This window comes from Chitinophaga dinghuensis, assembly GCF_003259435.1.
GTDB lineage: Bacteria > Bacteroidota > Bacteroidia > Chitinophagales > Chitinophagaceae > Chitinophaga > Chitinophaga dinghuensis.
The window spans coordinates 368,765-383,826 of sequence record NZ_QLMA01000006.1 but is presented as its reverse complement, the minus strand read 5'-3'; the positions used below and the strand labels follow the sequence as shown (position 1 = coordinate 383,826).

Annotated in this window: 16 protein-coding genes; 3 read left to right on the top strand and 13 right to left on the bottom strand. The window is 44.4% G+C overall.

The genetic code is table 11. The features are described from left to right. Positions 1-52: 52 nt before the first annotated feature. Both CLV59_RS19225 and gyrA read right to left on the bottom strand, forming a co-directional pair. Complete coding sequence (locus tag CLV59_RS19225) at positions 53-1,306, bottom strand: tetratricopeptide repeat protein (RefSeq protein WP_111593700.1); 1,254 nt, start codon at positions 1,304-1,306, stop codon at positions 53-55. A gap of 152 nt (positions 1,307-1,458) precedes the next feature. Continuing rightward, positions 1,459-4,032 (bottom strand): DNA gyrase subunit A, encoded by a 2,574-nt coding sequence (gene gyrA / locus CLV59_RS19220; RefSeq protein WP_111593699.1) that lies wholly within the window; start codon positions 4,030-4,032, stop codon positions 1,459-1,461. 430 nt (positions 4,033-4,462) lie between these two features. Between gyrA and CLV59_RS19215 the strand changes: the two genes are divergently transcribed. Next, a complete protein-coding gene (locus CLV59_RS19215) occupies positions 4,463-5,791 on the top strand; it encodes a saccharopine dehydrogenase C-terminal domain-containing protein (RefSeq protein ID WP_111593698.1) in 1,329 nt (442 codons plus the stop codon). Between the two features lie 83 nt (positions 5,792-5,874). On the opposite strand, the gene CLV59_RS19210 is transcribed toward CLV59_RS19215, so the two are convergent. From CLV59_RS19210 to pdhA, 6 genes are all read right to left on the bottom strand, one after another. Beyond that, positions 5,875-6,576: an SIR2 family NAD-dependent protein deacylase gene (locus tag CLV59_RS19210; protein WP_111593697.1), complete on the bottom strand. Its 702-nt coding sequence runs from the start codon at positions 6,574-6,576 to the stop codon at positions 5,875-5,877. A gap of 48 nt (positions 6,577-6,624) precedes the next feature. Continuing rightward, entirely contained in the window at positions 6,625-7,035 is a 411-nt protein-coding gene (locus tag CLV59_RS19205) for an EVE domain-containing protein (RefSeq protein WP_111593696.1), read from the bottom strand. Positions 7,036-7,071: 36 nt separating this feature from the next. Further along, complete coding sequence (locus CLV59_RS19200) at positions 7,072-7,791, bottom strand: (Fe-S)-binding protein (protein ID WP_111593695.1); 720 nt, start codon at positions 7,789-7,791, stop codon at positions 7,072-7,074. Between the two features lie 9 nt (positions 7,792-7,800). Continuing rightward, positions 7,801-8,301: a 6,7-dimethyl-8-ribityllumazine synthase gene (gene ribH, locus CLV59_RS19195; protein WP_111593694.1), complete on the bottom strand. Its 501-nt coding sequence runs from the start codon at positions 8,299-8,301 to the stop codon at positions 7,801-7,803. 92 nt (positions 8,302-8,393) lie between these two features. Then, positions 8,394-9,092 carry a tetratricopeptide repeat protein gene (locus tag CLV59_RS19190; RefSeq protein ID WP_111593693.1) on the bottom strand — a complete coding sequence of 233 codons (699 nt, stop codon included), beginning with the start codon at positions 9,090-9,092 and terminating at the stop codon, positions 8,394-8,396. A 102-nt stretch (positions 9,093-9,194) separates the two neighbouring features. Then, a complete protein-coding gene (pdhA, locus tag CLV59_RS19185) occupies positions 9,195-10,205 on the bottom strand; it encodes a pyruvate dehydrogenase (acetyl-transferring) E1 component subunit alpha (protein WP_245950898.1) in 1,011 nt (336 codons plus the stop codon). 210 nt (positions 10,206-10,415) lie between these two features. Here pdhA and recF point away from each other — a divergent pair, with 210 nt between their 5' ends. Next, entirely contained in the window at positions 10,416-11,495 is a 1,080-nt protein-coding gene (recF, locus tag CLV59_RS19180) for a DNA replication/repair protein RecF (protein WP_111593692.1), read from the top strand. 20 nt (positions 11,496-11,515) lie between these two features. Beyond that, positions 11,516-11,803 (top strand): DUF721 domain-containing protein, encoded by a 288-nt coding sequence (locus tag CLV59_RS19175; protein WP_111593691.1) that lies wholly within the window; start codon positions 11,516-11,518, stop codon positions 11,801-11,803. Positions 11,804-11,818: 15 nt separating this feature from the next. On the opposite strand, the gene CLV59_RS19170 is transcribed toward CLV59_RS19175, so the two are convergent. The 5 genes from CLV59_RS19170 to CLV59_RS19150 form a co-directional block, all read right to left on the bottom strand. Continuing rightward, positions 11,819-12,328 (bottom strand): DUF4252 domain-containing protein, encoded by a 510-nt coding sequence (locus tag CLV59_RS19170; RefSeq protein ID WP_111593690.1) that lies wholly within the window; start codon positions 12,326-12,328, stop codon positions 11,819-11,821. 20 nt (positions 12,329-12,348) lie between these two features. After that, on the bottom strand, positions 12,349-12,873 hold the full coding sequence (locus CLV59_RS19165; RefSeq protein ID WP_111593689.1) for a DUF4252 domain-containing protein: 525 nt from the start codon (positions 12,871-12,873) through the stop codon (positions 12,349-12,351). A 26-nt stretch (positions 12,874-12,899) separates the two neighbouring features. Further along, positions 12,900-13,406: a hypothetical protein gene (locus CLV59_RS19160; RefSeq protein WP_111593688.1), complete on the bottom strand. Its 507-nt coding sequence runs from the start codon at positions 13,404-13,406 to the stop codon at positions 12,900-12,902. Beyond that, positions 13,396-13,911 carry an RNA polymerase sigma factor gene (locus tag CLV59_RS19155; RefSeq protein WP_111593687.1) on the bottom strand — a complete coding sequence of 172 codons (516 nt, stop codon included), beginning with the start codon at positions 13,909-13,911 and terminating at the stop codon, positions 13,396-13,398. Before CLV59_RS19155 ends, CLV59_RS19160 begins: the two co-directional genes overlap by 11 nt. A gap of 81 nt (positions 13,912-13,992) precedes the next feature. Then, entirely contained in the window at positions 13,993-15,048 is a 1,056-nt protein-coding gene (locus CLV59_RS19150; protein WP_111593686.1) for an ABC transporter permease, read from the bottom strand. Positions 15,049-15,062 lie beyond the last annotated feature (14 nt).

Genomic DNA, 15,062 nt, shown 5'->3' with positions numbered 1-15,062 from the left:
AAAATGTCCTGCGCAAAACGCAGGACATTTTAAAAAACATATCGTGAAATAATTATTTCAGCGCGTCCAGTTTCTTTTTAACAGCGTCCATTTTAGCAGTCTGGTTTTTGATTGCATAGATTTTCTGCAATGCATACAGGCAGCTTTCGTAAGACTGTTTATCGCTGGCATCCATGCTAGCACCTTTAGCGGTGAAGGATTCGTCAGCTTTTTCGAAGTAAGGTAAAGACTGGTTCATCAGGTTTTCCATGGTACCTTGCAGTTCTTTCGCTTTAGCGGAAGTCTGTTGTTTGCTATCCAGTTCGTTCAGTTGTTTGTTGTATACAACTGCGCGGTTGAAGAACAGTGCACCCAGCTGGAAGTTAGCGATAGCGTCGGAAGGATTTGCAGCCAATACTTTTTTGTAAGCATCTTCTGCTTTACCGATCAGTTCATTGTAGTTAGCAGGTTTTGCAGCATCATTACCTTTCTCATCGCGTGGGTTTGCGAGGTTATCCAGGCGGATGGCGTAGTCCAGCAACAGTTGTTGATCATTTGGATTTTCAGCGATTTTCTTTTCCAGCATTCCGAGCAGTTCAGCTGTTTTACCAGTTTTGGTATAATACAGCATTTCCATATCGTTGAAGCGTTTGTCTTTAGGGAACACGGTTTTACCCAGTTCGATCGCTTTCAGCCAGTTAGCGTTATCACCTTTCTCTTCGTACAGTTGACCCAGGATCACGTACAGTGCAGGTTCATTTTTGAAGTGCAGGTCAGCAGCTTTCTGCAGGTAAGTCAGGGCAACATCTGTTTGTTTTGCCTGGCTTGCAGCGTAACCGGTATAGAAAATCAGGCTGGTATCAGTAGGAATGGTACCACCGAGGTTTTTGCCATTATAGAAACTAACTACTTCTTCTGCTTTGGTGAAGTTGTTCAGTGCTGGCTCCCATTTCTGTTCGTTCAGTGCAGCATAACCAGCGTTGGCAACAGTTGCATAGATATTGTAGATAGACTGGTTCATTACCAGAACAGCCTCTTTCAATTTAGGATCGATTTCCAGTGCTTTTTTGTAAGCATCGTAACCTTGCAGGGAGGTGGCAGGATCTTTCGCTTTGGTACCCATTGCTTCCAGGATCTGTCCATCTACCAGCCAGGTTTTGGCATCGTTCTTAGTTTTGTCGTGCTGTAAAGCTGCGTCGATATCTGCTTTCGCTTTCTCTAAATCTTGTTTTTTCAGGTTATCCTCCGCGCTGCTCACTTTAGCCTTCTGGGCCATCACGCTCACGGTGGCGGAGCAAAGGAGAAAAGAAACCAGTAATTTTTTCATGTCTTGTTTTTTTTAGTTGCTGATTATCTTGTAAGAGTTGGTGCTATAGTAATTTGTAATACAATCTGGCATACAGTTACCACTACAGCACGAGCGATATTTTTTCAGCGTCCTGCCTTTCGACAGGACGCTGTTGAATGAAGTGCAGTGGATTATTCTTCAGTTGGAGCGGCTTCGGTAGTATCAGCGGCATCTTCAGCGGCTGTATTCTCTTCTCCTTCAGCGATTTGCTCTTCTGTTGGCAGTGTTTCGTCCTCTTCTTCTTGTTCGTCCAGTCTTGCTACTGCTGCGATTTCATCATTATCATCCAGTCTGATCAGGCGCACACCTTGTGTAGCACGGCCTGCTTCACGGATATCTGCAACCGCCATACGGATGGTAATACCTGATTTACAAGTGATCATCAGATCATGCTTTTCAGTTACATCCAATATTGCAATGAGATTACCGGTTTTTTCAGTGATATTGATGGTCTTAACCCCTTTACCACCTCTGTTGGTGATACGGTACTCCTCTATGTTGGTACGTTTACCGTAGCCTTTTTCAGATACTACGAGTACAGTTCTTGATTCGTCTGTCTTATCAACACAAATCATACCAACCACTTCATCTTTCTCATTATCCACTTCAATACCTCTTACCCCGATAGCTCCACGACCTGTATCGCGAACGGTTGCTTCAGGGAAGCGGATAGCGCGACCGCTCTGAATAGCCATCATGATCTGGCTGTCGCCATTCGTGAGTTTGGCTTCCAGGAGCTGGTCTCCTTCGTTAATGGTAATGGCATTCACACCATTCTGACGCGGACGGGAGAATTCTTCCAGCAACGTCTTCTTGATGATACCATTTTTGGTACAAAGTACAATATAGTTGTTATTGATGAAATCTTTATCCTGCAGATCCTTGATATCAATAATGGCGCGGATTTTATCATCCGTTGGCAATTGAATCAGGTTCTGGATAGCACGGCCTTTACCGTTCTTTTCACCTTCTGGAATTTCGTATACTTTCAACCAGTAGCAACGTCCTTTTTCTGTAAAGAACAGCATGGTATGGTGGGTAGATGCCACGAAGAGATGTTCGATAAAATCTTCATCGCGGGTTCTTCCGCCAATAGCGCCACGGCCGCCACGTTTCTGCTGACGGTAGTCGTATGCAGAGGTACGTTTGATATAACCCAGGTGAGAGATGGTGATCACCACATCTTCTTCTGCGATGATATCTTCAATTCTCATTTCGCTGGCGAGATATTGAATTTCTGTTTTACGTTCGTCTCCGAATTTCTTCTTCACATCTTCCAGTTCCTCTTTGATGATGTTCATACGTAAACCTTCATCATTGAGTACTCCCTGGAGATAAGCGATGAGTTTCATGATATCGTCGTACTCGGCACGGATCTTATCACGTTCCATACCAGTCAGACGTTGCAGACGTAATTCCAGAATAGCTTTCGCCTGGATTTCGGAGAGACCAAATTCGCTCATCAGGCCATCCTTCGCAATTTCCGGAGTAGAGGCTGCACGAATCAGTGCAATGACCGCATCCAGATGATCCAGCGCGATCAGGTACCCCTGGAGGATGTGCGCTTTTTCCTGTGCTTTGCGAAGATCAAACTGTGTTCTTCTTACCACTACTTCATGGCGGAATTCCACAAACTCAGAAAGGATATCTTTCAGATTCAAAATACGTGGGCGACCTTTAACCAGGGCCACGTTGTTGATACCGTAAGAAGTCTGGAGTTCTGAGTATTTATATAACTGGTTGATGATAACGTTTGCGATGGCATCTTTCTTCAGATCGATAACCAGGCGCATACCTTCACGGTCACTCTCATCGCGGACATCAGAAATGCCTTCGATGATCTTATCATTTACCAACTGCGCTATCTTCTGGTGTAATACCGCCTTGTTGATCTGGTAAGGCAGTTCATATATTACCAGTCGCTCCCTTCCTGTTTTGGAAGTTTCTGCGGTGATTTTACCACGTACTACCACGCGTCCGCGACCAGTTTCAAAGCCCTGTTTAACCCCGTCAAAACCGTAGATGATACCGCCGGTTGGGAAATCAGGAGCTTTTACATGTTTGATTAATTCCTCGATAGTAATTTCCCGGTTGTCGATGTAGGCAATCAAACCGTCTACCACTTCAGAGAGGTTATGCGGCATGATGTTGGTGGCCATACCTACCGCGATACCTGATGCTCCGTTGATAAGGAGATTTGGAATTCGTGTAGGCAATACCGTTGGCTCTTCCAGGGTATCATCGAAGTTGAGGGTGAAATCCACCGTTTCTTTTTCAATGTCTTCGAGCATAGCTTCTGCCAGCTTCTGCAAGCGCACCTCTGTGTAACGCATGGCCGCAGGCATATCGCCATCCACGGAACCAAAGTTACCCTGACCGTCTACCAGCATGTAGCGCAGACTCCATGGCTGTGCCATACGCACAATGGTGTCATAAATGGAGCTGTCGCCATGAGGGTGATACTTACCCATTACATCTCCTACAATACGCGCAGATTTCTTGTATGGCTTGTTACTGTGGTTACCGGCTTCGTTCATACCGAAAAGAACGCGGCGGTGTACAGGTTTCAAACCATCTCTTACATCGGGCAACGCACGGCCTACGATTACTGACATCGAGTAATCTATATAGGCAGTTTTCATTTGTTCCTCGATATTAATCTGAACAATTTTCCCTTCCTGCTGATTTTCCGTATGCTCTGTCATTTAGTATTGATTTACAGATTTTTCTGCTGAAAAATAATAGAGGCAAATATAACGATTTCAGGCCGAATAAAGGCTTAAAAAAAGCAAAATGTGAATAACAATTGGCTATAGGGATAAAACCTGATATTTTAACTGGATTATATAGTTTAAATGCTACATGCCTGCATACCATCATACCCCCTGAATCGTTATTATCGTAAATTATGTAATTTTACTTTATCTTTTATATGTCCCAATTCCCTGATATGTAAGAAATACCATATTAACTTCCTTTTTGTTCCTAACCCTCTGAAACTCAATATTCTACTCTCGGGAATAATATTTTTTTTATATAGATAAATCTGAATTTCCATCAGATTTCGAACATATATAACAAAAACGCTGTTATTCCCCTGATTCTTAATCACTTTTTCATATAGAAAAGCGCACCATGAAGAATATTTTGTTGTTTGGCGCAGGAAAATCTGCAACAAGCCTGATCGACTTCCTTATCACCAATGCCCCCAGACAAAAGTGGCATGTGACGGTTGCCGACCAAGACCTGATGCTGATCAAGTCCAAGACTGGCAAATCATACTATGCAACTCCTGTAGAACTGGATATAAAAAATCAGTCGGCACGACACCAACTCGTCCAGGAAACCGACCTTGTGATCTCTCTCCTGCCACCTGCCCTACATATACTCGTAGCAAAAGACTGTCTGCATTTTCACAAAAACCTCCTCACCGCCTCTTATATAGATCCGGAAGTAAAAAAAATGCAGCAGGAAATTGAAAAGGCCGGACTCCTGTTCATGTATGAAATGGGCCTCGACCCAGGGATTGATCATATGTCGGCCATGAAACTCATTCATAGCATCGAGAAAAAAGGCGGCCAGATATTTTCCTTTAAATCCTACTGTGGTGGCCTCATTTCGCCAGATAATCTGGACAATCCATGGCAGTATAAAATATCCTGGAATGCCCGTAACATCGTGCTGTCGGGCAGTACAGGCGCAGTATACAAAGAGAAAGGTAAAATCAGAGACCTTTCTTATGAACAGTTATTTGATCATAACAAAACCATTCAGGTACCAGGAATAGGTAAACTCGCCTATTATCCTAACCGCGATTCTCTCGCTTATATGGAAATATATAAGCTACAGGAAATAGCTACTTTCATGCGAGCCACTCTCCGATTCCCGGATTTCTGCGAAGGCTGGAATGCCTTGATAAAACTGGGTCTCACAGATGATTCCCATAAAATTCAGACAGACCAACTTACTTACTTCAACTGGGCTACCCAAAACCTGGAAGGCAATAAAACAGCTGAACCACATGAAGAATTTGTAGCGCAACATCTGGGTGTCAGCAGTAAATCAAAAGTTATCCGTCAACTTAAATATTTAGGGCTGCTCAACGGAGATATGATCAATCATGGCGAGCAAACCAATGCCAGTGTACTGGAAGCGCTGGTACAAGATAAACTGAGAATGGAACCGCACGACAAAGACATGATTGTAATGATGCATGAAATTGAGTTTGAACGCCGCAGTATGGCCACCCGCATGCATTCCTACATGATTGTACAAGGGGAAGATAATGTGAGAACAGCGATGGCTAAGACAGTGGGGCTCCCATTAGGTATTATGGCAAAATTGATACTGCAAGACAAGATTACGCTGAAAGGCTTACATATACCCGTAATGCCGGAAGTATATAACCCGGTACTGAAAGAACTGGAAGAATATGATATCCGGTTTGAAGAAAGCTTTGAGTAGCAAAATGCACTGATTCCTATGATTAGCTCTGGCAGTGCGAAAGGATTTTGTGATGCCCTCCCCGATGGGGAGGGCTTTTTTGTTTATGCATTTGTTCCTAGCAACATTCGCGTAAGTTCCTCCACACCAGTGGTAGCGGGACTTTCAATCTTATGCAGCTGAGGATAATAATCATCCAATGCAGGTATTTTCTTATCAATGATATACTTTGGCATAGCAGGTTTGACATAGTTGATCAAACCAGCAGCAGGATATACATTCAAGGATGTTCCCACCACTACAAATATATCTGCCCAGAGTACTTCCTTTTGGGCTTGTTCAATCATCGGTACGGCTTCGCCAAACCAAACGATGTGAGGGCGCAGCTGAGCGCCATCTGCTGCCAGATCCCCCAATTTGATATCGCTGCGGCAGTCGAGTACATGCTCCGCATCTACATCATTCACGCTGCGCATTTTAAATATCTCGCCGTGGAGATGCAATACCCTTGTAGATCCTGCCCGCTCATGCAGATCATCGATATTCTGCGTGATAATGCGAACGTCAAAATGTTCTTCCAGTTTAGCAAGGCCTATATGGGCGGCATTGGGTTGAGCTTCGCCTACATCTTTACGGCGAACATTGTAGAAATCCAGGACTAATCCAGGATCCTTACGCCATCCATCCGGGGATGCTACAGCGTATACATCATGTCCTTCCCACAGTCCGTCTGAGTCACGGAAAGTGCGAAGGCCGCTTTCAGCGCTGATACCTGCTCCAGTCAGCACTACCAGTCTTTTTTTCATGAAATTGTAATTTGGGATTAAGGTAAAAAAACAATACCCCTTATTCCCTTACTTCATTTCGCCCATTTCCATGATGACATTGAATTCTTCCGGAGTAACGTTACATACCGAAAGACGTCCCTGGCGGATAAGTGAGAGGTTGGCCAGTTTCTTTTCCGCTTTCATGGCAGCCAGGGTAACGGGTTTTTTGAATGGTTTCAGGGGCTTCAGGTCCACGACTACCCAGTTAGGATCAGGTGTGGTGGGATCCTGATAAAATTCTTTCGCTACAGTGGCGATGCCTACAACTTCCAGTCCTTCATTGCTATGATAAAACAGTACCTGGTCTCCTTTTTTCATAGCTTTCAGGTTATTACGTGCCTGATAATTACGCACTCCGTCCCAGAAGGTAACTTTATCTTTTACAAACTGGTCCCAGGAATATTTAAAAGGCTCAGACTTCACCAGCCAGTAGTTCATTGTAAAATTCTTTTTGATGTGGATCAAACATCGGGATTACCAGCCACTGGCCAGTACATCCGCGATGTGCATGATTTTAATATTGGTTCCGTGTTTGCGGATGTAGCCATCCAGATGCATGAGACAGGAAAGATCCGTAGAAATCAGATAATCTGCTCCGCTGGCAACAGCGTTGTTCACTTTCTGCTCGCCCATCCCCATGGAGATAGGTTCAAATTTTACAGAGAAAGTACCGCCAAAACCGCAGCAGACTTCACAGTCATTCATTTCTCTCAGTTCCAGCCCTTTCACATTTTCCAGTAGTTTCCTGGGCCCTTGTTTGATACCGCATTCCCGAAGAGCGCCACAGGCATCATGATAGGTGCCGACGCCATTGAGAGTAGCTCCCAAATCAGTAACATGCAGTACGTCTACCAGAAATTCAGTGAACTCATAGAGGTTTTTCTTCAGGAGTTTCACTTCGTTATGTGCAGCAGAGTTATCAAACAGTTTACTGTAATAGTTGCGGACAAATCCAGAACAGGAGCCGCTTGGAGCTACAATGTAATCAAAGGTATGAAAATCTTTTACAAACTTGGTGGCAACCGACTTGCATTCATCGTGATAACCTGCATTGAATGCGGGCTGGCCGCAGCAGGTTTGATCGGAATTATACATGACGTTGCAGCCCAGTTTTTCCAGTACTTTCACCATATTGAAAGCGGTTTCCGGGAACAGCTGGTCTACGAAACAAGGTATGAATAACTGTACGTTCATCTTTCTAATTTAGCTTTTTGCCAGGGACCTTTGCAGTGCAATCATTTTCAGGGCAGTAATAGCTGCTTCTTCCCCTTTATGACCATGTGCGCCACCCAGGCGGTCCAGTGCCTGTTGTTCATTGTCGACGGTTAGTATGCCAAATATAACGGGAACGGGTAATTGAAGGTTCAATTGTAATATTCCTTCCGTAACGGCTTTACAAACGTAATCAAAATGAGGTGTTTCACCACGAATTACACAACCAAAAGCAATAATAGCGCCAGGTTGATTACCAGTGCCTTGCGTGGCTTCCCAGTATTGTTTGCAGGCGTAAGGCAATTCAAATGCGCCAGGTACCTGGATATGGTTTACTTTGGTCACATGATAGGCATCCAGGGATTTTTTACATCCGGCTGCCAGTTCATCCACGATACGATCATTCCATTCGGTACTGATCATAACAACACTGGCATCCTCCAGGTTGAGAATGCCAGCATCATTTAATAAGCTCTTATTGTTATCAGACATATGCTGTTAATTTCTTTTGGCGATGGATAGCTTTCAGCGCCGGAATATCAGCAATATCTTCCACTCTGGCGCCAAAAGCCAGTCAATAGCGATTAGTGTCTTACGTCGCCGAGTTTAGCGAGATATTTGTCGATCTCTCTGCCTTCAGCGCTCATTGGATACTTTTCTTTAATTTCTTTATAGATAGCAATAGCATCCTGGTCTTTACCAGCTTTCTGCAGCGCCATACCAGCACGGAACAGGTAAACTGGGGAAGTCAGTTCGTTATTGTTATAGTGACCTGCTTTTTTGTAGTACTCGATACCATCATTTACCTGGTTGAGTTCCATGTAAGCGTCACCGATCAGACCATAAGCTTCTGGTTGGAGCATCAGATCGGAAGCAGAGAAATCTTTCAGCATTTCGATACCTTTCTGGTAATCGCCCAGACGTACATAACATACGCCAGCGCTGTATTTCGCGAGGTTACCTGCTTTGGTGCCACCGTATTTGTTAACTACCTGCAGAAAACCGAAGTTGTTACCATCACCATTCAATGCCAGTTTGAAGGAATCAACCGCAAAATAGTTCTGAGCCTGGAAAATCATTTCCTGGGCTTTCTGCTCCTGAGGCTGTTTAACGAAGCGGCTGTAAGCGAAGAAACCGCCTACGCCCACCACTACAGCGAGCAGGGCAATATTGATGATATTTTTATTCTTGGTATAGAAATCCTCTGCTCTGTGCATAGACGCCTGCAGATCAAAATCAGGTTCAGATTGCGGATGAGTGGCTTTATTTTTTGTTTCTGCCATTTGATGTGTAATGTTAGTTGCTTGGTTTATGAATAGCTGCAAGTGACTAACAGTCCCTCCGGGTTTGATGCCGAAGGGACTGTTAATGCAAGATAATGACTTTTAGTCAACGATGAAAGGATAATCCTCCTGCACGTAAACGTCTTTCAGGAGCTCATCGTCAGAAGGCCAAGGTGATTCTTCCGCAAAGGTTACGCAATCCTCTACTTCTTTTTTCACCTTCTCATTGATAGCTTCAATTTCAGCTTCAGTAGCCCATTTATTCTTCTGAATAACTTTCAGCACTTCGTTGATAGGATCTTTCTCTTTATACTCCTCTACTTCCTCTTTCGTACGGTATTTCGCAGGATCGGACATAGAGTGACCGCGGTAACGGTAAGTTTTGATCTCCAGCAAGGTTGGGCCTTCGCCTGCACGGGCACGCTTCACAGCTCTGGAAACGCCTTCATGCACTGTTTCACAGCTCATACCATCGATAGTGTCGGATGGCATGTCATAAGCGTTCGCCAGTTTATAAATATCCAGTACGTTAGAAGTACGTTCTACTGAAGTACCCATCGCGTACATATTGTTCTCACAAATGAATATTACCGGCAGTTTCCACAGCATAGCCATATTGAAGGTCTCATGCAGTATACCCTGACGGGCAGCACCATCCCCGAAGTAGCAAAGTACTACGTTGTCGGTACCTTTATATTGCTCTGCGAAAGCAAGACCTGCACCAGTACCAATCTGTGCACCCACGATACCGTGGCCGCCAAAGAAGTTATGCTCCACAGAGAAAAAGTGCATACTGCCTCCCTTTCCTTTGGAACAACCGGTCGCCTTACCATATAATTCCGCCATACAAGCATTCGCTGAAATACCTTTCGCTATTGCCAACCCGTGATCACGGTACGCAGTAATGAATTTATCTTCCGGCTTTGTAGCTGTCATTGCACCAGCAGCAATTGCTTCCTGACCGATGTAAAGATGGCAAAAACCACGGATCTTCTGCATACCATACAATTGGCCCGCCTTTTCTTCAAAACGACGCAGCAAAAGCATCAATTCATACCAGTACAGATACTGTTCTTTGGTGAATTTCGTCTTCACTTCTGTTTTAGTTTGCACTCTTTCTAAATTTGTTCGCAAATATAACAGGAAAATCGTAAAATATAAATATCAATTCCAATTCCTGATAAATTATGCAAATTCATCAAATTCAGTGAGTTTTGCATTAGCTTGCTGCTAAAAGCCCACAGACCTCCACAGGACACGGTTTTTTATCAGTTATAAATCATCCTAATTTTGCATATTAATTAATACGAATAATTTTTTTCATTGCTGCATATAAATAAAATATCACTGGTTCAGTTCAAAAACTACTCCATGCGCGAGTTCAAGTTTGAGGAACGCATCGTCGGAATTACCGGCAAAAATGGCTCCGGGAAGACAAACCTCCTCGATGCCATCTATTACCTCTGCTTCACCCGCAGCTATTTCACCTCCCTGGAAAGCCAGAATACCCAATACCAAACAAACGGATTCAGGGTCGAAGGATTCCTGGAAAAAAACGGCAGCAATGAAAAAATCACCTGCATACTGAAGGAAGGAAAGAAGGAAATCTCCCTAAATGATGACCGCTACGAGAAATTTTCCCGACACATCGGCCAGTTCCCAGCTGTGATGATCGCCCCGGATGATGCGGAAATCATTACCGGTGGTAGTGAAGAACGCCGTAAATGGATGGATACCCTCCTCTCCCAGATATACCCAGACTATCTCGAACATCTCATTATCTACCAAAAAATATTACTCCAACGTAATACCCTCCTCAAAAATATGGAAGCCGGCGGCAACCGCGCCGATCACCTCCTGGACGTTTTTGATATGCAACTGGTACAACATGGCACTCCCGTGTTCAACGCCAGAAAAGAATTCCTGCAATCGTTCATTCCAAGGGTCCAACGCCTGTACGATTATATTTCCGGCACCCATGAAGTGGTAAATATCCGCTACCAGTGTACTTTACAGGAAGAAGATTTCGCCAAACAATTACATGGAGCGCGGTTTAAGGATATGCAGATCCAACGAACCAGCACCGGCATTCATAGGGATGATCTCGTATTTCTTCTCAACGACTATCCAATGAAATCCAGCGCCTCCCAGGGCCAGCGCAAAAGCTTTCTCTTTGCCCTCAAACTGGCACAGTATGAAGTACTGAAAGTACATAAGGCCTTTCCGCCATTATTACTACTGGATGATGTGTTTGAAAAACTGGATCAGGAAAGAGTAATGCGATTGATTGCTTTAGTGGCCAGCGACAGCTATGGACAAGTTTTTATTACAGATACCCATGCAGAACGGCTGATCCAGGCTTTTGCGCCCACAGGTACAAGGATTCAGCTGATTAACATTTAAAATTTCATACCTTCGCAGATATGCGTCACGGAACCACCAGTATAGGAGATGCCCTCCGGGAATTTTTAAATAAGAGCCGAATGAAACCCAGGCTCACAGAAGTTCGTATCCAGGAAAACTGGGAACAGATAATGGGGAAAACAATTGCAAGATATACTTCAGGAATTCAATTAATCGACGGTAAGCTCATTATAACTACCAGTGTGGCGCCACTTAAACAGGAGTTATCTTATTCTAAAGACAAAATTATAAAGCTGGTAAACGAAATGCTGGGCGAAAACGTGGTAAAGGAAGTAATGATCCGTTAATCCCACAGCACTCTTTTATCTACTGGCAAACTGTTTCACCAGGTTATTTACATCATCCATTTTGAGGGTGGTATGCAGACTGATGACGGTTATCTCCCTATCCCCCTGCACTAACATCACTAAATCTCCCAGTTCATCACTCTTGCCTCTGTTCAGCAGTTGAATCTGGTTATTATTTTCCCGCATTTCCATCAGCATATCAAAACGATCTTTATCCATCAGATTACGCTTCAACGCGCTCAGATCATTCCGCTGTAAAGCAATGCTGTCCAGTTTTTCATAATGATATATCTTTAATTTCCGGACATGCTTCATTACCCTGGCGGTCATTCTGATATCCTCATCGCCTTTATCAGCAAACCTCACTATCAGGCCGCCTAATTTCATCATAGCGGAACCAACTTCTATCGAGGTTTCTTCTGCTTTTCCCTGGAAATTATTGCAGAATTCACGTATGCTTTTGTCTTGGGCAGACACCAGTCCACAGACCAGTAGCATACAACAACTCATTACTAATGTTTTCATAAAGGGCTTTTTTTGTGTGACTACTTTTTACGTACATTTTTCAGATTGTCCATCCCCTGGATGTCAATGTTGGCCGCAATTCTGGAAATTTCATTCAGGTCAATATCGCCCACCAGACTCAAAGCCAGGAACTGTGTAGGGCCTCCTACCAGCATGACCAGTTCGTTGATATTGCCTTTGGCGTTTTCTTTGACGAGAAATTTCAGGTCATTTCCTTTGTCGCGCACCGTCATGAGTTCTTCGAAATCATTGCCCAGAAAGGCAGCAGCTTCGTGATACAGACGTGGACCCTCTTTGGTGGTTTCTTTACTGAGGATACGCAGGCCTTTTAGTTTTTGTACTACCCGCATAAATGTTTTAGCATCAGGATCGTTGGCATCAAACTTTCCAAACATGCTGAACATTTTAGGGGTAATCGTAATTACCGTGAAGCTGCGATCATTCTCATATTTCTGAAAGAAGCGTTCGATAACACTGCTTCCCTGTTGCGCATAGAGCTGCAAACTCAGAAAAATTGCGGTGAGTAATAATAGTGATCGTTTCATTTCTCTGATATTTAATAAATGGCTGGTTAATCTTTTACAGACAGTTTTTCGGTAGCAGTATTGAAATAGGACAATGCCTGCATTTTTTCGGTCCCTTTATTGAGATTACGGCTCAACAAGGCCAGTGCTCTTTTCGTTTCAATGAATGCCTTTCGCGCTTCTTCTTCCTCTTTCAACTGCTCCATCGCGATCTGGCGGGAAGCATGGTGTTGCTTGAGCCCATATCCTACGCCGGCGGCCATCAGAACGATTGCGGCATACTTCATCCAGTTTTTAACAGGATACATTTTTACTACCGGCGGCGTCTTCACTGTCGTCTCCTCCAGGAACGACATATCCCATTCCGGTTCTGCCGGTACCCGGATGGCTGATTCCTCTTCCAGGTATTGAAACAAAGGAGCAGCTTCCAGCAAATCTTCCGGCATATCGGGGTGCGGCTCACTGAAAAAAGCCTTCAGGGCTGCTTCTTCGGCCAATGTACTTTCCCCATCCCAATACTTTTCAAGCAAGGCGCTGATTGACTTATAATCCATATACCTGTTGATTTTGTAGTTTCTCCCGGACAGCCTTACGGGCCCGGTGTAAATTCACTTTTACCTCATTCATATCAATGTCAAGGATATCTGCTATTTCCTGGTAGGAAAGTCCGTCCATATCCCTCAGCTGCATAACCGATTTGTATTTCTCCGGTAATGCATTGATGGCAGTATGTACCTTATTCATTACTTCATTTCTTTCGGTAGCGGCATGGGGATTTTTCTGATGTGAAGCCGGCAGTTCACTGGCCTTGTCCAGCGTATCCGCGATTCGGTACTTCCTGGATTTAATTTTATCCAGGGCCAGGTTACGGGTAATACGCATACACCAGGCTTCCAGGTTTTGCAGTTCCGTCATCTTTCCCTGCATAGCCCATACTTTCATCAGGGCATCCTGTGTGATATCCTTGGCGTCTTCCTCGTCGCCCAGCAGGCGATAAGCAAAGCGATAAAGCTTTGATCTGACTGGAACAACCTGGGATAGAAATAATTCTAAAGACATGTAGAATACCACTGTTTGATAAGAAGACGACTGGTAAATCGGGATGTTACAAAAAACCAGAATTTTTTTTTCGAGGCGCTATTATTCCAGCCGGATACGTGGATCAATCGCGGCATAGAGCAGGTCTGCGAGGATATTCACCAGGACAAAAATCCCGGCAGTAAAGAGAATGGCCCCCATTACTACGGGGAAATCATATTTATCGAGGGCGTCAACAGTAATTTTACCGATACCTTTCCAGCCAAAAATATATTCTACAAAGAAAGCGCCTGCCAACAGTTCTGCAAACCAACCTGTTATGGCAGTCATAACCGGATTCAGGGCATTTCTAAGGGCATGCCTCCGCAAGACGGCGCCGGTACCCAAGCCTTTCGCATATGCGGTGCGGATATAATCCTGATGCAATACATCCAACATGGCACTGCGGGTCAGCTGCACTATAATCGCCAAAGGCCTGATACCCAATGTCAGCGCAGGCAGGATCAGATTACGCAGATTTAGTACCCTCCCACGGAAAGGGTCCACATCATACAAACTCCCGGTCATATGCAAACCGGTTACATTACTAAGCAGGAACCCGAAGATATATGCCAGCACAATACCCGCGAAGAAAGAAGGCACAGAAATCCCCAGTACACTGGAGAAAACGGCACTGGTATCCATCCAGGTATTTTGTTTCACGGCAGACAACATTCCCAGCGCAATGCCTACTATAGTGGCAAACAGCATAGCCGCAGCAGCCAGGAGTAAGGTGCCAGGCAATGCTTCCATCAGCATGTCCCATACCGGCTTTTTACCTTGGTAAGACCTGCGGAGATATGGCAATTTCAGGAGGAGCGATTTCTCTGGTGAGACACGCAGTAACGTAATGTATTTAAAATTCTTGCCGGCCTCCTCTCTGGAGTGCAACGACAAAGGGGAAAGATCATTCAGGTATAGTAAAAACTGCATCCCAACCGGTTGGTCGAGATGCAGTTCCTTTCGTACATTTTCCAGTGATGATACATCCGCTCTCTGGCCAAGGGTAAGCCGGGCGGGATCTCCAGGCAACACATTAAACAAGAAGAATACCAGTGTTACCACTCCCAGCAATACCAGCAAGCCATAGCCGGTTTTTCGCAATACAAATCGCAGCATATCAACTGTTATAA